Origin of the sequence: Halalkalibaculum roseum (assembly GCF_011059145.1) — a bacterium.
Taxonomy (GTDB): domain Bacteria; phylum Bacteroidota; class Rhodothermia; order Balneolales; family Balneolaceae; genus Halalkalibaculum; species Halalkalibaculum roseum.
On sequence record NZ_JAALLT010000001.1, the window covers coordinates 622078 to 643188 of the forward strand.

Genomic DNA, 21111 nt, shown 5'->3' on the forward strand with positions numbered 1-21111 from the left:
ATCTAAATGGGATTGTTAAACAGGAAGGTGAAAATGCCCAGCAAGATAATATACAGCAGCCCTAAAGAAAAAACGAACCAGTAGGTGCGGGGCCCAATCTCTTTTTTTGATTTGTTATCTTCCATGTTGGTCTGTGAAATAGTTGCAGAAATCCTGTTATATACTAAGGAATGCAGAATTCAGGAGTCAGAATGGTATACAGAAGGTTCTATTTCCTGAATTCAGACTTCTGGATTCTGCTTTTCCGGAACTTTATCCTCAGTTTTCATTTGATTATATAAGAATCCCTTTGAAATACCAATTAGTTTAATTTTGATGATGGCAAGAATGGTCAAAAGATCAGTGTTATTTGTTGTAGGACTAATGGTGTTAGCCGCCTGTAGTTCTCCCCAAAAGAATATGGAAAAATTACTTGCGGGAAAAAGTTACGGTGGAGTTATACCCTGTGCGGATTGCGAAGGAATTGCCTATAGCCTAAGCTTCTATGCCAATAGCCGTTTTCAGAGTGAATCTATGTACATCGGCAAAAGTAACAAGACATTTATCAGTGAAGGATCCTGGCAGACGGCTGGAGATTCAACCATTACCCTGCTTCCGGAAGAAGGGGATTCCCGCCGATTAAAAGTTGTTGGTGGAGAGTTCCTGCTGTTGGATCGGTTAGGGGAAGAAATTGAAGGTAAACTTGCTTCAAGATATATGTTGCGGAATACCGATCACAGGTCTCTTATGGGAACGATACATGCCGATGATAGCACATCTATCGATTTCAAGGCTCATGGCAATGAACCTTTCTGGGGACTTGAAATCGACCGGGATTCGCTGATTACTTTTAAAGTAGTCAGCGGTGATTCGTTGGGAGTGGTTATTGCTGATGTAAAAGCTGATTCTAGTGGTGGAGAGCTTACATTTTTAAGTAAACCGAATAACGATTCCCTGAATATTGCATTGCACCCCATCGGCTGCATGGACAACATGTCGGGAAAGGTCTATGATTACCGAGTATTTGTAACTCAAGGGGAGAAGAAGTATTTCGGTTGCGGTGGTTTTATTCAATAGAGCACGGATGAAGCGGAACAAACTGATTTACGCTGATTTTGTTATGAAGTGGAGCCGGATGATTTCAATATATTTTTAAGTGCTTCTATATCTTCTTCCTCATTATACACGTTCGGTGCGATTCGAATGGCTGAGCCCCTGACGGATACATGAATATTATGATCGGTGAGATTTTGTTGCAGTTCTTTGGCTGAGATGTGTTCCGGCAGACGGATGCCGAAGAGGTGGTGGCTTCTCCATTCCGTGTCCTCTATCTGAAATCCTAATTGTGGCAGTTCTTCTACCAGCTGTTGGGTGAGATCCTTGCAATAGTTTTGAATATTTTTCGGTTCCCACTCCAGCAGTTGCTCCAGAGCTTTGATCATCATTGGCACGAGGATGAAATTGCTGCGTTCTCCTACATCAAAGCGGATAGAGCCCGGTTGGTATTCATCCACATAATTGACCAGTCCGGCAAAATCCTCACTTCCTTTGCGATCCAGCCAGCCTTCTTCCAGCGGGATACCTTCCCGAAATCTCGGTCCGAAGTAACCCAGGGCTATGGAATACGGTCCCATGAGCCACTTGTAACCGGCACAGATCAGGGCATCCGGCCGGATTTCCTGAATGTCAAAGGGTAGAGCTCCCACTGACTGTGTTCCATCAATAACCAGGAAGGCACCGATTTCACGACATTTTTTGCCAATGGAGATCAAATCAAAGAGCGTGCCGTCGGTCCAGTGAACATTTCCGATGGCGACCATCAGCGTATTTTTGTCGATGGCATCCAGGATGTGTTCATTCCACCGCTTGCCGCGTCCTTTCGGTTTATCAGGGGCCTTGATGATTTCTAATTGTGCATCCGTTTCATCACAATACCGCATCCAGGGATAGACATTGCTCGGAAATTGCTCCCCCACTACGATGATCTTTTTGGAGGTATCTCGCGGGAGGTTTTTAGCAACAGTTGAAAGACCGTAAGAGGCAGAAGGGAGGATGGCAACCCGGTTGGCCTTCGGAGCATTCACCAATTGTGCGAAGAGACTGCGCAGGCGGTCGCTGTCTTTGAAAAAATGCTCGGGAGATACTTTCCACGGAGTTCGTTTCTGCTCAATGCCTCGTTTCCCGGCTTCTTCCACCGATTTCAGTATCGGGGAAAAGTATGCGCAGTTCAGATAATGATGATCTTCAGGAAGAGAAAACAGGTGTTTCTGGCAGTCCATAGTCAGAATTCAGGGTTCAAGTTACAAGATTAAGGCATTGTAGTTAAGAACAGTAAACGTTCAAGATGATACTTTCAACTATCAACATGTAACTTGTCTGTGATTTTAAAACTCTCAGGTCCGAACTGAAACAGCACATCCAGGATGCAGCACCACGGTTCAAAACCGTCAAAATGCTGCCGGTACTCGGGATGTTTAAAATCCGGTTCTGCTTTACACTCAGCCTGACGCAGGTAATGTCGGCTGTCGTGCTCCTGGAAGAGGGTGCTAGCCCCCAAACGTTTTACAAGCTCATCAGGATTGGATGTATACTCTTCAAGATCGCTAGCGAATTCATAATGTATAGAAAGCTCCATAAACTGAAACAATCGTTTTTGGATATGTAATATAAAAGGCTTCAGGTATTTATATTCACCCGCTGATCTGAAATCGGCATTGATTTCCGGCTCGTAAAAATCATAATACACACTGTTGCGATAGTTGTACCTGATGCTACGTAACAATGGAGTGATCCAGTCTTCACTATGATCAATACGAACATCTTTAATGGCTTTCTTACGATCTTCGGTGAGGATGGGAATATTGATCCACTGTGTGCCCTCCGGTGTTCTGATTTGAGTCCTGTGAACCCGGCTCTTGCGTGACCACTGCTCGACATCCTGCAATACAACCCGATCGGCCTGCAGAATAATGGCCAGGTCATACAAATTCGGGGCAAATTGCGGGGTTAAGAGTGCGAGTTTCATATTACCACTAAGACACTTAATTCACTTAGCATTTATTATTCTTTATCGAGTTTTGCGAATTCTTCTGTAACAAGCGGTACCAGATTATGTACTATATTTTCGCAATGGAAATTGATGAGCAACCCTTTTGGTTTTTGAGTCAGCCTAAGATACGTCAATAACTGTGCTTTGAAAACCGGTAAAATTAGTTCAACAGCTTTCAACTCTACAATGACTAAATCATTGACAAGTAAATCTAATTTTAAACTTTGATCCAGAAGTCTGCTCTTATAATAAATTGGAATAGTTAACTGAGATATGACTTTTAAACCTTGTTCTTTTATCTCTTCAATCAAGCATTTTTCATAAATAGACTCCAACAGTCCCGGACCAAGATTTTTATGCACTTCAATGGCACAGCCAACTACATCATAAGCTATCTGATTAACATACTTTTGAGTGACCTTCATAATAATATTTAGTGACCAATGGTGCCTTAGTGGTTATTTGTATGACCGATGATGAGCTGATTCCTTACATTTATTTAAATGATACTTATTAGCACCTATGCCTCAGAAGCTTTATTTTTGACCACGCTAAAAAGTAATTCGAAAAACATTTCAAACATTATTTATGGAAGGCACTGTACGTGTACGTTTTGCCCCTTCGCCGACGGGTATGTTGCATATCGGCGGACTAAGAACCGCACTGTTTAACTATTTGTTTGCTAAAGGTCATCCGGGCGGAGTTTTTGTGCTGCGCATTGAAGACACTGATCGATCACGATACGTCGAGGAAGCCGAAGAGGATATCGTCAATTCCCTGGTTTGGGCGGGAATGGATTTCGACGAAGGTCCCGGCAAGCCCGGAAAATTCGGCCCCTACCGTCAAAGCGAACGCAAGGATATCTATGAAGACTATGCCGAACAGCTGGTAGAGCAGGGCAATGCCTATTATGCCTTCGACACTACCGAAGAACTGGACCAGATGCGCGAGCGTCTTCAAAAGTCGGGCAATCCTTCTCCGAAATATGATGCCATCACCCGCATGTCCATGAAAAACAGCCTCACCTTGCCGCAGGAGGAAGTTGAGCGCAAGCTCGAAGAGGGTGAGGAATATGTAATACGCCTAAAGGTACCTCGTCGTGAAACCATCCGTTTTGAAGACGAGATCCGTGGATTTGTGTCTTTTGAAAGCAAGGGACTGGACGATCAGGTACTGCTGAAATCTGACGGCATGCCGACCTATCACCTGGCGAATGTAGTGGATGATCATCTGATGGAAATCACCCACGTGATTCGCGGTGAAGAGTGGCTCAGCAGTGCACCCAAGCACATTTTGATGTACGAGTATTTCGGCTGGGAGCCACCCAAAATGGCTCACCTTCCTTTGATTATGTCACCTAGCGGGGGCAAGCTTTCGAAGCGAAAAGCTGAGACTGAGGGCATTCCCATTAATACCCGGGATTATATCGAACAGAAGTTTGAGCCCGAAGCACTGGTCAACTTTTTGGCCTACCTGGGGTGGAGTCCGGGCGACGATTCCGAGATTCATTCCCTGGAAGAACTGACCGAAATGTTTAGTCTGGATCGCGTCAGCAAGGGCGGGGCTGTATTCGACTACAAAAAACTGATCTGGTATAATGAGCACTACCTGCGGGAAAAACCGGCAGAGCAGCTGTATCCGAAAATACGAACCATCGCCGAAGAGCATGGCATCACTCCTGACAAAGCCTATATGCTTGAGATCATCCCACTAATGAAGGAGCGGGTCAGCAAGATTGAGGATTTCATTACCCAGGGTAAGTTCTTTTTCGAAGATCCTGAGGAGTACGAAGAGCAGGCTAAAAAGAAATGGAAAGACGACAGCGCGGAACTGCTTGAAGCCTATCTGGAAAAGCTGGAAGATATTGATGACAAATATTTCAAAGCCGATACGCTTAAATCCAATCTGAAAGAGGTCATTGATGCCCACGATGTTGGATTCGGCAAGCTGATGATGCCTTTGCGAATTGCCACAACCGGGATGGGGCACGGACCCGATCTGTTCCCCTCGCTGGAGCTACTGGGCAAGGAGACCACCATCCGAAGAATTCAACGAGCTGTTGAAGAACTGGGCTAATATGATGGAACACGGGTGACACAGATTTAACTGATTGTAAAGGTTAAATGGCTAAGTAAAATGACCAGACGATAACCGGCCCAATTATAAAAATCTGTGAACGGTGTTGTATTTTCTAAGATCATTTATGTATTGTTGGTCTGTCATTTGATTTAATTAGGCATGTGATCTTATGAAGCAAAAATTTTTACTCTTAGGCCTCTGTGCCTTTGCCATACTTATTTGGGTGAATTCAGGATTCGCTGCTCCGGAGACCGCAGAACTTGCCCAAGAGACTGCTCAACAGGCCTCCGGAAGTCAGGTTTCCTGGACCAGCATCCTGCCTCCGCTGGTTGCTATCGGCATTGCCTTGATTTTCAAGCAGGTCCTTTTTGCCTTGTTTCTTGGCATCTGGTCAGGTGCGCTGCTCTCAACCGGCTTCAGCTTTGCCAATATCTTCAATACGTTCTTTACCACTCTCACTGACTATATTGTTCCTGCTGCTGCCGATGAGAGTCATATGAGCATCATGATTTTTACGATACTGATCGGTGGAATGGTCGGAATTATAACCGACAATGGTGGAACGCGAGGGGTCATCCGGGCAATCACACGATTTATTAAGACCAAGGTGCAGGGCCAGTTGGTTACTGCGCTGATGGGCTTTATCGTCTTTTTTGATGATTACGCCAATACCATGGTAGTTGGCAACACCATGCGACCTCTTACCGACAGGTTGCGCATTTCACGGGCCAAGCTGGCTTACCTGGTGGATGCTACGGCAGCACCTATCGCCACAGTTGCACTGGTCAGTACCTGGATCGGTGCAATGGTTGGCTTTATCGCGGATGCGGAATCCAAAATGCCGAACTTCAATGAGGCGGCCTACGCAGTATTTATTAATTCTCTGCCCTACAACTTCTATGCGTTTTTTACCATACTTTTTGTAATACTAATTGCATGGTCGGGTCGAGACTTTTCAACCATGCTAAAGTCTCGTATCAACCTTTATAAGGCCAAGCATGATCCGCATTTAGATACCTATAACCTTTGGAAAGATAAGATTGATGAGGATGAGAAAGAGAAAAAAACTACCCACTGGGTAAATGCAGCTCTGCCAATACTCACACTTGTTTTTGGTACCATTGCCGGACTTGTAATCACCGGTGAAGGGAATACCATTCAGGAGATTATCGAGACGGCTGATTCGTATAAGGCATTGCTTTGGGGGTCACTCTTATCGATTGCCGTGGCCATAATCATGACCTTGGTACAAAAAATTCTAAGTGTTGAGAAAATGCTGGAGGGCATGCTGGAGGGCATGCATACCATGTTCGACGGTCTTCTGATCTTGGTACTGGCATGGTCACTGAGTGCAGTCACTGTTGAATTGGGTACTGCAGACTATTTGATGTCAGTTTTCGGAGAGACACTGAATCCCTTCTGGTTGCCGGCGCTGGTGCTGATACTTTCGGCACTAACTGCTTTTGCCACTGGATCCAGCTGGGGCACTATGGGTATCCTGATGCCGCTGGTCGTTCCTCTGGCCTGGGAGATCGGTAATAACAGCGGATTACCTTTTGAAGTGACCCATGAAATTATTTACGCTTCCGTAAGTTCCGTTCTGGCAGGATCGGTTTGGGGAGATCACTGTTCACCTATATCCGATACCACTATTTTGAGCTCTATAGCTACCCAGTGCGATCATGTGGAGCATGTCAACACCCAACTGCCCTATGCGATGATTGTCGGTACCATAAGTGTTATAGGCATGATCGGAATGCTGGTTCTTGGCATACCGTGGTGGATCATTTATCCGATGGGTGTGGTAGCCATTGTGACAATCATTTATACCTTCGGTAAAGTACCCGATCCTGCCGATTACACTCCCGAAGGTAAAGCTCCTGCCGTCACACGTATAGAGTGAATGGAACACATATGACGCAGGTTGAACAGATCCGCGTCATCCGTGTTCTATAAAAAATTCGTAGCGGTTTGTGTTTTCTACTTCCATGCTACCGTTTTGGTACCGTCGTTCTTCAAAAATAACCTTACCTGATTTTTCTACGAGAATTACTGTAGAGTTGCGCGTACCGTATCGATCCGTCTTGATAAAAATTGGCGATACAGCCTTCTCAAGCTCATGCGGTATTCCGGTATCCGGCAGCTCCTCCTCCGAGGCCTGTGTATCATCCTGCAACAAGTCAAAAAGCTTTTCTTCCGAAACCTCGCCGGATCGTATCAAAGTATCCAATGCCTTTTTAGCTCTCGTAACCTTAGGCCACGGTGTATCCAGCAGTTTATTACTAAGCCCGTAAAGACCGGCTTCAAGTCTCCGAATTTCATTCTGCTGATTCGAGTAGTACATCAGTCCCGTCTCACCATCACTTAGGTTACCGCTCAGCAAGTTAAAGCCGTTATACTGATTTGCTTTTTTATCAACATCCTTTAAATATTGATCTATTGTTTTACCTTCCTTCAGGTAATCGAGAACCAGATGGCCCCTGCTTGGAGGATCTTCTTTCTGAATGGAGGGGTCCCGGTAGTTGGTAAGTGCTGAAAATTTTCCGTTTTTGGTGATCCCAAGCCAGGTTCCGCCGGCTTGTAAATCCTTGCCGGCCAGGATATTCGGATGGTCACTCCAAAATTTGGCGGGACGTGTAGGCCGATCATAAAATTCATCACGATTGGTGGCAAAGACAAAATCATAAATTGGATGCTGCTTGTAAGAGAATACCAGGAGACACATGTCGGTTATGCTGATTGATGTTATTAGAATTCAGGCTAAACGTTTATTAGCAGACGAATATGTTATACCTGACTTCAAACAGAGTGAACATAACGGAATTTCTCGAAACAAATTGGCATATTCCTCGTGAGGTTATGTTGGGTGAAAATTAAATGTAATAGGGCATATGTCTCTTATTAAACAAAATCATGCTTTCGGGCTTTGGGATTATCTATTCCTTTGTGCAGGTATTCTTACAGGGGCTTGGTTTTTCCTGTCGTATCAATCACAGGATCCCAGAAGCGCAATGGATTCCTCCTACAATGAGCAATCGGCGACCTTAAAAGCTGCCGAGGTCCTGAACAATTTTGGCTATTCTACGGATCAGTTGAGTACGCTGGCCGATTTTCAAGTGTATAGTGATTTGCTGGAAAGCCTGCAGGAAGATCTGGGAAGGCAGGTAGCCATCCGATCGATGAAAGACTCAGCGGATAGCCAGGTATTTCCATTTTATTGGAATCTGCGATTCTACAACTCGGAAGAGACTGAAAGCATGGAGGTTGGCGGCGCTAATGATGAGAACTCTCTGGTGATTCAACTGGATAGTAAAGGTCGTTGGATGGGTCTCCATAACGAGGGAGAAAAATTACCACAGAGACAACTTAATCGTGAAGCTCTACAATATGCATTTAAGGAAGACAGCAGCAGGGATCTATGGAAAACTGTGCCAGATTCCGCCTGGGACGGAGTATTAAGCTTTGATGTGGAGAACGGGTATGATGTTACTTCACTTGGATTACCTGAAGCTGAGAAGTCAGAAGATCAGGCCCATATATTTTCCCTGTTTGAACTCAAGCGATTGGGGGAATACTATCTAAACAACTCAGCATGGAATCCGGATAAATTAGTACTTCAAGATGTTCAGATTACAACACTAAATGAAATCAGGGCTGCGGTTCTCAGTTTTCAGACTACTGCCTTGGATCTGGACCAGCAGGTAAGCCTTGAGCTCACAGTGATGCCAACGGGCTCGGTTCTGAATTTGGAGTCCGATTATAACCCGTCTGCAGAGTCTTCTTCCACTCCGGGAGTGAGACAGTTGGTCATCCTGGCTGCACTGTTCATCTTCGGCGTAGTTGCACTATTCACCTTTTTCTTTAGAATGAGAGCACGTGCTGTAGATACAAAATCCTCACTGGTGATCAGTATCATTGGCGGGCTCCTGATCCCCACAGTTATCTTTTTGCAAAATCTGGATTCCTTCAACTTGTTTGAAGGAGGAGCAATTTGGCCCGGCCTTATTTTCATTGCCATCCAAATGGCCTTCTTTGGAGCAATAGGATCAGTGGGCTTTTTTGTGCTGGCTTCTATTGGCGACTCAATAACACGTCAGCATTGGCAAAAGAAATTGGTTTGTTATGATTACCTCCGGCAGGGCATGTTTTTCAATCGGCCGGTGGGTGAAGTGCTACTTCGCTCGGTTGTATTGATGTTAATGCTATCGGGATTGTGGTCCCTCTTACTATGGATTTTCCCCAACTTCTATTTCAGTCTTGAACAAACATTTCTCAATTATGAAGCCGCATGGGCACCCTTATTCGTTCTGCTCGATAATACCTGGTATAGCCTGATCAATATCTTGGGTATCTATCTGGTAGCGGGCTCTTTGGTTTATGCACGTTTGAAAAATCAGTGGGTGTTTGCGCTCTTCACAGCTATAGCCTTTGCACTGATCGTTCCGATTCCTTTTTATTATGGGCCGGTTTTGGAGCAGTTTATTGTACTTGGCATACTGGGCCTTGGAATGGCTCTGATCTATCTGAAATGGGATTTTCTGACCCTTCTGTTTTCACACTATCTGTTTATCACACTGATTCTTGTATCCGGGGGCTGGCTGGTTGGATCTTCTCCTGACCTTTATGTTTTTGTGAACTTTATCATCTTCCTCATATTTATTGTGGGATGGGCGATATTTTCCATAGTAAAAGGTAAAGAGGAAAAGTCCCTGCCCAGCTACGTGCCGGAATACGTGGAAGAACTTGCCCAGGAAGAACGCATCAAACAGGAGCTTCAGATTGCACGGGGGGTACAAAACTCATTTCTACCTACGAAGACACCTGAACTTGAAGGCCTGGACATTGCTGCGCTTTGCCAGCCGGCCTATGAAACAGGGGGTGACTATTATGATTTCATCCAGCTGGATGATCACCGTGTGGCTGTTACCATCGGGGATGTGAGTGGAAAAGGAATTCAGGCCGCCTTTTATATGACTTTTACCAAAGGGATTCTACACTCTCTATGCAGGGAAACCGAATCTCCCGCTGAGTTGCTGAAAAAAGCCAATCGCCTGTTTTGTGATAATGCCAGTAAAGGGACCTTTATATCTCTTGTCTACGGCATTGTGGATATGAAGAATAAGACCTTTACATTTTCCAGGGCGGGTCACAATCCAATATTGCATCTCAAGGCCAAAGACGGCACGTTAAATGAACTTCAGCCGAACGGACTTGGTTTAGGTCTTACTAAAACTGCATCCTTTGATGATAATATAAAGGAAGTGCAGCTTGCGCTGGGCGAAGGCGATATGCTGGTGCTATACACCGATGGTATTGTGGAAGCTTTAAACGAGACCCACCAGTTTTACGGAGGAAACCGGTTACTGGACCAGCTGAAGAACCAGAAAAATAAGTCCTCACAGGAAATAATAGATATTCTCTCAGAAGATGTATCTTCCTTTATCGGTTCGGCCAAACAGCATGATGATATGACCATGATGGTTATTAAAATGAATAAACACTAAATTTAGGGTCTTAATCATAAAACAAGAATTGTAACGTTTCTCTGACCGAACAGTGATTCTAGAATAAAATCAGTTATGAAATTGAAGTATTTTTTATTTTTGCTTCCTCTTGTGGCATTGGTAGCACTTGGTGCCTACAACGGGGATGAAGCGGAGGAAGCCGAAGGAATTACCTGGTATTCCATGAAGGAGGCCCAGGATCTTGCTGCCGAAAATAACAAGAAAGTACTGGTCTACGCGGAAGCCGTTTGGTGTACCTACTGCAAGAAAATGGAGAATGAGGTCTTCCCAAAACAGGAAGTAATAGACTCCATTGCCCGCTATTACTATCCGGTTCGAGTGGATATAGAATCGGACAAGAAACATGAATTTAATGAAGAGACATTGACGGGCAGCCAGTTTGCACAGAAGTACCGGGTTCAGGGCACACCGACGTTCTTCTTTATTGACGAAGGAGGAAATATATTAGGCGCCCAGCCGGGTTATATTCCCCCTGACGTGTTTACCAATCTACTCGCTTTTGTTGGGTCTGATGCCCACGAAAGGGTATCTTTTGAAGAGTATACCGAAGAGAATAAAAACTGATACCCGGTGTGTAATAATTTTACCCATTTGGTATATTTCAATCTAACCAGTTAAGGAATTTCCACTTTACCTAATGATATGGTTTTAAGCCAGTCTGTCGAAGACTATCTAAAAGCAATTTACAAACTCGAGACTAAGGAAAAAGGCGCTTCTACAACCCGTATAGCTGAAGCATTGGATGTTTCCTCGGCTTCCGCAACCAACATGGTGAAGCGCCTGTCAGATATGGGATTGGTAAAATACAAATCCTACAAGGGAGCCAATCTTACAGAATCCGGACGGAAAATAGCCCTGGAAATAATTCGCCATCACCGCCTGTTGGAACTCTATTTGCTCGAAGTGATGGGATATTCATGGGATGAAGTGCATGATGAAGCCGAAAAGCTGGAGCACCATATTTCCGAACAGTTTGAGGATAAAATTGCAGAGTTGCTGGATAATCCCACGCATGACCCCCACGGTGATCCCATTCCTACCAAAGAGGGTATCATGCCTGAAATGGATGCTAAATCACTGGTGAATGCCGAAGAGGGGCAACTCTACCTTGTAAGCCGTGTGAAGAATCAAGACCCGGAGCTGTTGCGGTATCTTGAGAAAATCGGACTGCTCCCCGGTGCGAAGCTGGAGATCAAGGATAAGGGGCCTTTCCGAGGACCAATCACACTGTTGATAGAAAATAGTGAACAGGTGCTGGGCCATGAAGTGGCAGAACACATCCTAATTGCCGAACTCCCGGAATAAACTCTGTGCACCTCTTTTTCCCTCTTAGCAACTCTGTGAAATAGCCTTGAGCAGTTGTTACACCGATGGGCACAGAGAAGCACAGAGTTGCACGATGATCCACAGAGCTATACAGAGGAATTACTTTATCGCAGGTTGAAATTTATTCCGATTAGGAACCGACGCTCTTGTATCGGCCCGAACACATGGTCCGTTGCAAAATCATCACTGAAGGGACGGTCAGGTGCAATTAACGGATTCTCCTGGGTATAGTTGAAAATATTTTTGACCGATCCGTAAACTTCGATATTCTCAGAAAGTCTTTTGCTGACTTTCACATTTTGTTCGGTATAGATCTCGGATTTATTAACAGCATCGGGATATTCCGGCAATTCCATACTTCCAACTAGGCGTCCGGTGTAGTCAAAATAAGTAGCAATTGATTCGATACCATAAGAGATAGAGAAGTTGCCCGTGAAGTTAGGTGCAAAGGGCAGAGTGTCTTTACCATTTCCTGTATCCTGGTAAACATCCTGAAAGGTAATCCCCACTGAATATTGCAACGGTCCGGGAAAATTGTGGGCAGCGGTGAAAGCAAGTCCTTGCGAGACAGAGTGCCCTTGCAAGTTGCTGTAACGAATTTCGTTGGGATTGGAATAATTGGGAATAATTCTGTTGCTGAAACGGGTATAGAAGAGATCGAAATCCATATTGAGGACCGAATTTCCGATATCCACGATCTGGTTTATATTGACTGTACCATTATAGGACTTTTCAGGGTCGAGGCTTTCGGAGATGACTACCTGACGGGAACCGGACAGTATATCATGCTCTTCCGTAAACAGGTTCACAATACGAAAACCCGTACCTGCATTAAAACGAATAGTAGTGTGATGAGTTGGGCTTAATTTCAGGTTAAAACGAGGAGAGAATATGAAGCCGTGATCACTGTAGTGGTCAACTCTCAAACCTGCCAGCATTCTGGCCACTTCACTGAATATGTGTTCATATTGCCCAAAAATTCCCGGTGTAAAGCGACGGTCTTCGGAGCCGTCATCGAGCCTTTGCTCATCAAATGTCTGATCGAGTGCATCATAGCGAATGGTACTTCCAAGCAATAGCTGACGATCATAGCGGAACCTCTTATCCCAAACCAGATTGGTGAAAAATATCTGCTGGCCGGCTTGGTAGCGGTAATCCCCATAGTAACTGTCCTGATCGTGATAGCTGTAGGAATAATCCAATCGAATCGTTTCCTCCAAAGGAAGCTCATAGGTACCGATTACTTCAAGGCGATTAGTAGTTATATATTCACCATAAACAGTATCGCTTCCACGTAGCTCTTTTGAATACTCGGGGGTGCCGCCCAGTCGGTCTTCAAAGTAATATTTTAGAGCAATATCCAGACGTCTGGCCTGTGGTCTGGTTATACTCCATTTATTAAACAGGGATATGCGCTTCCGTTTTGTAGCATCGGCAAAATTGTCATTATTGTGATCCAGGAACCGGTCAAAGTAAAAAGCATTTCCGCTGAAAAACGTCTGAAACCCTTCTGTCGGAGGCGAATAAGAGAAATCCAGATTATTTTCCAGATGAGAACTGGTATATCCACTAAGATTCAAACGTGATGCCGTAGCCGGATCTTTGGTGCGTACATTGATAACCCCGCCCATTGCTTCCGAGCCATAGAGTGTAGAATTCGGACCTTTGATGATTTCGATACTTTCGATTATCCCGGGATTGATGCCGTTCAGACCGTAAACCGAAGCGAGGGAACCCATAATCGGCATGCCGTCAATCAGTACCGAAGTATAAGGACCTTCCATACCATTGATTCGTATACTGCTGGTACCGCAGACTCCGCAAGAGACCTCATTATAAAGTCCGTTGATAAATCCTACAGACTCCATAATGTTGTTGGATGGATTCTTTTCGAGAAATTTGTTGGATACCACATTAACCTTTACCGGAGAATCTTTAACATAGGTTTCTTTCATGGTACCGGTTACAACCACCTGGTCAAGTTCCAGCAGCGACTCTTCCAGTTCCAGGGTGATTTGTGTTGTCTCGCCTGCTTGCACCGCGACATCTTTGGTAACCGGCCTGTAGCCGACTGCTGATGCCCTAAGCCGATAGGTTCCCGGGGAGATGTTTTGAATGGCAAATTTCCCTTTTTTATCTGAAGCACTGCCTTTTTGCAGGCTCTCGATGCCAACATTCACTCCGGGTACAGGTTCTCCATTGTGAGTAACGGAACCTTCTATTCGTCCGTCGGAGGATTGTGCCAGGGCACTTAAAGAGGATGAAAGAAATAAGAACAATAATAATTTTTTCATGGCTTATAATAAATTTAGACAAAGCTAAAATTAATATAAGACATAAAATATATTTAGCCAAGGCTAAATTATACTCTGTGTATCTCTGCTTTACTCTGTGAAATAGCCCTGAAAAGTTATACCACAGAGTACCACAAAGAAGCACGGAGGTGCGCAGAGATTATACCAGCCAGAAACCGGCTACAAAGTATAGCAGAACAGCAAAGGTGCCGGTAACCAGTGCATAGGGTAGTTGGGTACGCACGTGGTCATAGTGGTCACAGCCTGCGGCCAGCGAAGAGATGATGGTTGTATCCGATATAGGTGAGCAGTGATCACCGAAAATTCCGCCCCCTATAAGTGCCGAGAGTACCAGCGAAGGGTGAATGCCCATGCTAAAAGCGAGAGGCAAACCAATTGGTACCATAATGGCAAAGGTTCCCCATGAGGTACCTGTTGTAAAGGCAATAACTCCGGCGGCAACAAAAATGAGAGGTGCTATGGTAATAGCCGGTAGAAATTGTCCGATCATGGATGCCACAAAAGAACCTGTACCAAGAGCCTGCAAACTGGCACCTAGTGCAAGTGAAAGCAGCACAATGCTTACTAATGGCAGCAGGTTGCTCATGCCGTCAAAAGTGATGTCAATCATCTCGCGGTGAGTAAATACTTTTTCACCAATGAGCATCAGGTAGCCAACCGCCACTGCCAGTACGGTTGCCCAAAGTACCGAGGTAGATCCGGAACCTTGCATTATATTGCCATCCCCGGTTATCCAGAGAAAGAATACGATTCCAAAGGTCATAAAACCCAGCGGCACCAGCATATAGCGTGCTTTGGTTGGCGGTTCGGGATCATCCAGTTCGGACTCGGTTTGGAAAGTCTCTGCGGTTTTCATCGGTCCATATACTTTGCCGGTCAGTACGGTGTAAAATACAAACGCAATCGTTGCAACTGCATAGAAATTCAACGGTATAGTCATGGCAAGGGTATAGACCGGTTCAGATAGCTCGTAGTTTGAAATGAGTCCCAGAAGATATGCCCCCCAGCCGTTGAGGAGCACTAGCACAGCTACAGGCGCGCAGGTAGAGTCAATGATATATGCCAGACGTTCCCGGCTCATCTTGAACTTATCAAACAGCCCGCGAGACAGGATTCCTGCGGTTAGAATACTCAGATTGGTTTCAATAAAGATAATTAGTCCGGTAAATGTGGTGAGCAGGCCAACCTGTCTGGGTGTTTTCGTAAGGCCCATGCCGGTCAGCTTTTTTACACAAGCACTAACTCCTCCCGACACCTGAATATATTCAATCAGTGCACCCACGATCAGACTGAAAAGAAGCACCCGTGTATTTCCCGGACTTTCAAAAACTGCAACAATACGGTCAATGGCACCGGTAAATCCCAGTGCGGGATGCCAGCCGGCGATGATTACCTCCGAAAAGAATAGAGCCAGCACCAAGGCAATAATTACTTCTTTCCTCCACACAGCAACAGCTATAGCCAGTATGGGAGGAAGTATGACAATCCAATCCATGTTACCTGAATGATTTTTGGCCGAGCCCCGGAATCAGCATTACAGTAGAATCTGCCCGGGCAACCAATGGTTTAGCATAATTAAGAGACCAATCCTACCATTTATTCATGAATCATCAAAATAGAATTGTCGGGCTTTATTCGGGCTTGAACGCCGAGCCTATGATGTGTGGGGAGACAACGGGGATGCTTACGTTGATGCGCTCCAGTTTAATATCCATGAACCCACTTTTCCGAATCCATTCCCCGGTTTCCCGGTTAGGATGGCAGCCGTCAGCCATGATCTTCCAAAAAGGAGTAATGCCGTTTTGCAGGGTTCTCAGCCAGCTCTGTTCCGATGCGGCTACATGTTCGATAAAATGAAAAACACCACCGGGCTTTAGGACACGGTAAATCTCTGACAGGCTCTGCTCAACGTCATTTACCGTACAAAGCACAAGGGTAGTTACCACTGCATCAAATTTGTTATCCTGACAGGGAATTTCTTCAGCATACCCGCTTATGATATGAACATCCTGTTCGACTTCTACGGCCTTTTCATGCAGATAGTCACGCATATAGGGGCTTGGTTCAAGCATCCATAGATCCAGATTCTCCGGGTAGTAGTCAAAGTTAGCTCCGGTTCCGGCCCCGATTTCAAGTACGCTTCCCGAAAGACCGGAAAACAGCTCCTTTTTGAATCGGTGGGTAAGCTTGTTGTAGGTATGCGTGCCCCTATTCAGAAACCAGGCATTAAGGCGGGAGATGAGACTGTATGTTTCATTTTCCGATTCCCTGATAACGGTCTCCCTACTCGTTAAGCAGCCTGTTTATTCTTGGTTCCAGCTCTTTTTGGGTGAGTGCCCCAACGGCAAAATACTGCAGATTTCCTTTTTTATTAATGATATAGGTTGTGGGAATGCCCATTGTCGGACCGTATTTGTCCATGACACTGCCATCGTCTATGAACATTGGGTAGTTTACCTCATATTTTTCCATGAAAGGCTTGACTACTGACTTGCCCTGTTCATCAATAGAAACACCCAGTATCACCAGTCCCTCTTCACGGTACTGATTGTACAGGTCAACGAAATCCGGAGTTTCGTCGTGGCAGGGGGCACACCAGGTTGCCCAAATATTCATTACTACCACTTTCCCCTGCTGTTCAGATAGGGTAAAGGTTTCTCCGTTCAAAAGAGTAACGGTAAAATCCTGAGCTTTGGCTTCTTTCTTTGCCGGGTAGAGGGTTGCCGAATAAGGGTCCAGCTGTTCTACGGGTTGCGGTGCCACGCCGGAATTGGTATCTGAATTTTTATTCTCATTGGAACAACCCAGTATTACCAGGAATCCAAGAAGCAAAATTAACGAGTCTCTACTGTTCATCGGCCTTTTGCTTTTCCCATTCCGATTTACTCATAATTTGTCCGGTTGGAGTGATGACTTCGCCGGGACCGGGTTCTTCTTGTGGAAATTTATCAATACCTACATTGGGGTCACGATCTTCAGGTACGTAATGAAAATGTGCCCCATGAGAGACAGCGGTGTAGGGTTTCGGGTTAAAGAAACCGAGGGCATCGGATAGGGCAAAACCCGCAGCGACTATCACCAGAACAATGAAAATGTATTTGAGTTTATTCTTGGAGGTCATGATTCTGCTTGCTTCATATTAAGCGGAAGTCAGATGTTCAGGTTGGGCAATCAGTGGCTTGCATAAACCTGGCGTGATCCGTCCTCCTGAAAAATCATTACGTCATAGGCATCATCAGGTCTGTTGGGATTTTCCATGCCCGGCGAACCGATGGGCATACCTGGTACTGCAATGCCCTTGGCATCGGGCTTCTCATTTAGAAGTCGCTCAATATCTTCAACCGGAACGTGACCTTCAACTACATAACCGTTTATGATTGAGGTGTGGCATGAGCTCATGTCGTTGGGTACCTTATTAGTGAACTTAAAAGCGGCAAGGTTGTCAATCGGCTGTTCGGTTACATCATAGCCATTGGCTTCCATGTAGCTTGCCCAATCCGCACAGCACACACAGCCTTCGTTCTTATACATAGTGAAGCTGGCTTTTTCAGCACCTCCGGAATTATCGGATCGGTTTTGGGAACAGGCAGATACCAAACCCAGAATTAACATTGCAAACAGGGTATTGTGAATTAACTTTCTCATAGTACAGATAAAATTAGGACTTTTTTATTGGACTCAAAGATAATGTGTTTTAAGGAGTAAAATAAACGAAAAGTATGGTCTTTACCGGTTGGCCCGGCGTTAGAATTATGACTGTTTATAGCTTTTTAATTTACGTTTTCAGTTTTGCTTCGATAAAGAAGAAATTCCAATAACGCCAGCTCCATTCCAAAACGTTAATCATTTGGAAACCGCACTCATTCAGCTGGTCTTGCATTTCAACGAATGATCGGGTATTAATATTTTCGGTGGTCCACCATGTAATTACCTTATTCACAAAACGAAAAAATCCAGATCGATTCCAGTCGAGTATATACACTCTTCCTCCCGGCTTTAATAGGCTGTGAAAGTGTTCAAGCGCATGTTTTTGGTTGCTGTAAAAGTGAAATGCATTTAAACAAAAAATTCGGTCAAAATGCCGGTCGTCAAATTCAAGTTTTTCTGCCGTTTGGTTGCTGAATGTAATCTTTGGGTGATCTGCCAATCGTTTTTGTGCAAATTCAAGCATTGTCTTCGAGGGATCATTGAGTACCAGTTTTTCAAAAGGGGCATCCAACTCCGTCAATTCTAAAGCTAGCAGTCCGGTTCCGCTGCTGACGTCCAGCAGGGTTTCTCCTTCCTCAATTTCGATATGCTTTAGAAAGATTTCATGGGTATGGTTGAGGTAGGCTTCCCATCTGTGTTCATACCTTTTAGCCTTACGATTGAATGCTTCTTCACTATAATGAGTCAAATCAGGTCTATTTCTTTAGCAGCCGTGATGAATTTGCCATAATTCCGATATCCGGCAGGGATTGGGCTGCTGCAGCGAGAATGGGAGGAAGGATGCCAAAGGCGGCTAGGGAGAGGCCTGCGATATTATAGGCTGTGGTAAATCCAAAGTTCCATCGAATGACCGTCATGGTTTTTTGTACCGATTCGAAAAGTTTGGGAATTAGCGACCAGTCATCACGCAGTAAAATAATATCGGCGGTTTCAATGGCTACGTCCGTGCCGGTAGTCCCCATGGCAATACCAACATCTGCCTGAGCCAGGGCAGGGGCATCGTTGACACCGTCGCCGACCATCACCACGACCTTGCCTTGAGACTGAAACTCCCTGACAATTCCGATTTTATCTTCAGGAAGCAATTCGGCTCGGTAATTGATACCGAGCCTTCCGGCGAGGTCCCGGGCAGTTTCGGTATTGTCACCTGTCAGCAGTTCAATGTGTGAGAAGCCAAATTTTTTGATATGGTCTATTGCCTCGCCTGCAGATTTCCGTTCCGTATCACGGGCAGTCAGCAGGCCTATCAGTTCGTTATCCTTCTGAACGGTGATGATGGTGTCACCCCGGTTTTTCAATTGTTGTATACGGTTTTCATAATCCTCAGTGGATTCAACCATTCGTTCATTACCCACTGTTATTATTCCCTGTTGAACCTTGGCCCTGACACCGTTACCGGTTAAAGATTCAAAATCTTGCGGTTTTTCCAGTGATAGATGCTCATTTCTGGCAGCCGTTACTATGGCTTTGCCCAGGGGATGTTCGGAATAAAATTCGGCGCTTGCGGCGAGTTTTAAGAGCTCTTCCCTCGAGCATCCGTTTAATGGTATGACCTCGCCAATGGAAGGTTCACCGAAAGTAAGGGTTCCTGTCTTATCCAGCAGCAATACATCGGCCTTCGCCAGCGATTCAATATATTTCCCGCCCTTAATAAGCAGGCCTCTTTTGGCGTTGGAACCGATGGATGCCAGCAGGGCTACAGGCGTTGCCAGGGCAAAGGCACACGAGCAGGCTACGACCATCACGGCTACGGTAGCCATCACATCACCGCTGAAGAGGTAGGTGAGCAGGGCAATACCCGCCACAACCGGCAGGTAGTAGGCTGAAAAGCGATCTGCAATGCGCTGCACTCTTCCTTTTTTCGACTCGGCTTCTTCAACCATCTGGATGATTTTACCGAAGGTGGAGTCGCGCCCGATAGCTTCGGCCTTCACCAGAATTCGTCCTCCTTGAGCAATTGTCGAGGCATAAACTTGGCTGCCATCAGATACCTCAACAGGCATGGATTCCCCGGTAATAGGTGACTGATCTATCGTTGCAGTTCCTTCTATCACCGTACCGTCAACTGGGATACTGCCGCCGGGCCTTACCAGAATTGTGTCTCCAACTTGAACATCATCCACTGCTACCTCCTGTTCCTTACCGTCTCTGATTACAGTAGCCTGCTTTGGTGCCAGATTGGTCAGGGAGCGAATGGAATCGCGTGCCTTTTCGGTAGTGTACCCTTCTATAAAGTCACCTGTCCGCATAAAAAAGACGACAATAGCTGCCGTTACCCATTCTCCGGCTGCCAGTGCCGCAAGCGCACCCAGTGCCATAAGCGCATGGGGCGTTACTCGTTTGTTTATGGCAGCCTTAATAACCTGAATAAATACGGGATAACCCATAGCCACTACAAAGAGTGTACCGGCCCAAAAGGGGATATAATCGGTGACGGTTTGAAAAAGACCAAGCCACTCACCGGCCACGATCACTGTCAGGATGGCTCCGAAAACGAGTCCGAAGAGCCGGAAAGATTTTTTTGCGAGATCCTCGGCCTGTTGAGTATCCCCCGATTTATCATGCTGAATATCGACTACCCGGTATCCAATATCCTCAACCCTTTTCTTCAATGATTGCAAATCAGGCAGTGAGGAATTTGATTTGAGGTACGCCTTTTCTGAAGAGAGCAACACCTCTGCAGAATCCACACCCTCCATATCTTCAAGAGCGCTTTTGACGCTGCGTACGCAACCGGCACAATCCATGCCTTTAACAGTTATTTCCAGTTCCTTCTTTTCCATTCAGCAACATCCTGATTTTTGTACGGGTGGACAGGGGGTATCCCCGTAAGAACAATATACGCAACAATCGCCTTTTTGGGGTTTTATCAATTCTTCACAATTTGGACATTTCCAAAAAAAGAGGCAGGAGTCCTCCGGCATTGTTTCTTTGGATTGGTGTCCGCATTCGGGACAGGTTACTGTAGAGTTTAATGCGATCTCCTCTTTCATAAACTTGTAATTCTATTTATTAAAGATTCTTGTCTGTTTCATCCATGTTATTACTCTGTGCACCTCTGCTTCACTTTGTGCAACTCTGTGAAATAATCATTTCACATTTTCAATTAAATAGTGAATCACGGGAAGTT

20 protein-coding genes are annotated in these 21111 nt (G+C 45.3%); 6 read left to right on the forward strand and 14 right to left on the reverse strand.

The features are described 5' to 3' along the window. Positions 1–2: 2 nt before the first annotated feature. Positions 3–125, reverse strand: a complete 123-nt coding sequence (locus tag G3570_RS16465) for a hypothetical protein (RefSeq protein ID WP_282958214.1) — start codon at positions 123–125, stop codon at positions 3–5. 274 nt (positions 126–399) lie between these two features. On the opposite strand from G3570_RS16465, the gene G3570_RS02520 reads away from it, so the two are divergent. Next, positions 400–1056 carry a copper resistance protein NlpE N-terminal domain-containing protein gene (locus G3570_RS02520; protein ID WP_165138835.1) on the forward strand — a complete coding sequence of 219 codons (657 nt, stop codon included), beginning with the start codon at positions 400–402 and terminating at the stop codon, positions 1054–1056. Between the two features lie 41 nt (positions 1057–1097). On the opposite strand, the gene G3570_RS02525 is transcribed toward G3570_RS02520, so the two are convergent. From G3570_RS02525 to G3570_RS02535, 3 genes are all read right to left on the reverse strand, one after another. After that, positions 1098–2258 (reverse strand): aminotransferase class V-fold PLP-dependent enzyme, encoded by a 1161-nt coding sequence (locus G3570_RS02525; protein ID WP_165138837.1) that lies wholly within the window; start codon positions 2256–2258, stop codon positions 1098–1100. 74 nt (positions 2259–2332) lie between these two features. Further along, complete coding sequence (locus G3570_RS02530; protein WP_165138839.1) at positions 2333–3004, reverse strand: WbqC family protein; 672 nt, start codon at positions 3002–3004, stop codon at positions 2333–2335. Positions 3005–3039: 35 nt separating this feature from the next. Beyond that, positions 3040–3453, reverse strand: coding sequence for a GxxExxY protein (locus G3570_RS02535; RefSeq protein WP_165138841.1), 414 nt, complete (start codon positions 3451–3453; stop codon positions 3040–3042). Between the two features lie 163 nt (positions 3454–3616). On the opposite strand from G3570_RS02535, the gene gltX reads away from it, so the two are divergent. Next, positions 3617–5104 (forward strand): glutamate--tRNA ligase, encoded by a 1488-nt coding sequence (gene gltX, locus G3570_RS02540; protein WP_165138843.1) that lies wholly within the window; start codon positions 3617–3619, stop codon positions 5102–5104. 172 nt (positions 5105–5276) lie between these two features. Then, complete coding sequence (locus G3570_RS02545; RefSeq protein ID WP_165138845.1) at positions 5277–7010, forward strand: Na+/H+ antiporter NhaC family protein; 1734 nt, start codon at positions 5277–5279, stop codon at positions 7008–7010. A gap of 36 nt (positions 7011–7046) precedes the next feature. Here G3570_RS02545 and G3570_RS02550 read toward each other — a convergent pair whose 3' ends face one another. Then, entirely contained in the window at positions 7047–7832 is a 786-nt protein-coding gene (locus G3570_RS02550) for an NRDE family protein (RefSeq protein ID WP_165138847.1), read from the reverse strand. Positions 7833–7998: 166 nt separating this feature from the next. Here G3570_RS02550 and G3570_RS02555 point away from each other — a divergent pair, with 166 nt between their 5' ends. The 3 genes from G3570_RS02555 (at position 7999) to G3570_RS02565 (ending at position 11937) form a co-directional block, all read left to right on the forward strand. Then, entirely contained in the window at positions 7999–10611 is a 2613-nt protein-coding gene (locus G3570_RS02555; RefSeq protein WP_165138849.1) for a PP2C family protein-serine/threonine phosphatase, read from the forward strand. Between the two features lie 75 nt (positions 10612–10686). After that, positions 10687–11196, forward strand: coding sequence for a thioredoxin family protein (locus G3570_RS02560; RefSeq protein WP_165138851.1), 510 nt, complete (start codon positions 10687–10689; stop codon positions 11194–11196). A gap of 78 nt (positions 11197–11274) precedes the next feature. Then, positions 11275–11937 (forward strand): metal-dependent transcriptional regulator, encoded by a 663-nt coding sequence (locus G3570_RS02565; protein ID WP_165138853.1) that lies wholly within the window; start codon positions 11275–11277, stop codon positions 11935–11937. A gap of 125 nt (positions 11938–12062) precedes the next feature. Here the strand turns inward: G3570_RS02565 and G3570_RS02570 are convergent, their stop codons facing one another. The 9 genes from G3570_RS02570 to G3570_RS16470 form a co-directional block, all read right to left on the reverse strand. Next, positions 12063–14252, reverse strand: coding sequence for a TonB-dependent receptor (locus G3570_RS02570; protein ID WP_165138855.1), 2190 nt, complete (start codon positions 14250–14252; stop codon positions 12063–12065). Between the two features lie 160 nt (positions 14253–14412). Further along, positions 14413–15768, reverse strand: coding sequence for a Na+/H+ antiporter NhaC family protein (locus tag G3570_RS02575; protein WP_165138857.1), 1356 nt, complete (start codon positions 15766–15768; stop codon positions 14413–14415). A gap of 136 nt (positions 15769–15904) precedes the next feature. Next, positions 15905–16546 (reverse strand): methyltransferase domain-containing protein, encoded by a 642-nt coding sequence (locus G3570_RS02580; RefSeq protein WP_165139508.1) that lies wholly within the window; start codon positions 16544–16546, stop codon positions 15905–15907. Positions 16547–16556: 10 nt separating this feature from the next. Continuing rightward, positions 16557–17129: a TlpA disulfide reductase family protein gene (locus G3570_RS02585; protein ID WP_165138859.1), complete on the reverse strand. Its 573-nt coding sequence runs from the start codon at positions 17127–17129 to the stop codon at positions 16557–16559. Then, positions 17119–17394, reverse strand: coding sequence for a hypothetical protein (locus tag G3570_RS02590; RefSeq protein WP_165138861.1), 276 nt, complete (start codon positions 17392–17394; stop codon positions 17119–17121). Before G3570_RS02590 ends, G3570_RS02585 begins: the two co-directional genes overlap by 11 nt. Positions 17395–17444: 50 nt before the next feature. Next, entirely contained in the window at positions 17445–17918 is a 474-nt protein-coding gene (locus G3570_RS02595; protein WP_165138863.1) for a DUF411 domain-containing protein, read from the reverse strand. A 130-nt stretch (positions 17919–18048) separates the two neighbouring features. Continuing rightward, positions 18049–18669: a class I SAM-dependent methyltransferase gene (locus tag G3570_RS02600; RefSeq protein WP_165138865.1), complete on the reverse strand. Its 621-nt coding sequence runs from the start codon at positions 18667–18669 to the stop codon at positions 18049–18051. A 7-nt stretch (positions 18670–18676) separates the two neighbouring features. Continuing rightward, positions 18677–20764 carry a heavy metal translocating P-type ATPase gene (locus G3570_RS02605; protein ID WP_165138867.1) on the reverse strand — a complete coding sequence of 696 codons (2088 nt, stop codon included), beginning with the start codon at positions 20762–20764 and terminating at the stop codon, positions 18677–18679. Beyond that, a complete protein-coding gene (locus tag G3570_RS16470) occupies positions 20765–20974 on the reverse strand; it encodes a GDCCVxC domain-containing (seleno)protein (RefSeq protein WP_165138869.1) in 210 nt (69 codons plus the stop codon). Positions 20975–21111 lie beyond the last annotated feature (137 nt).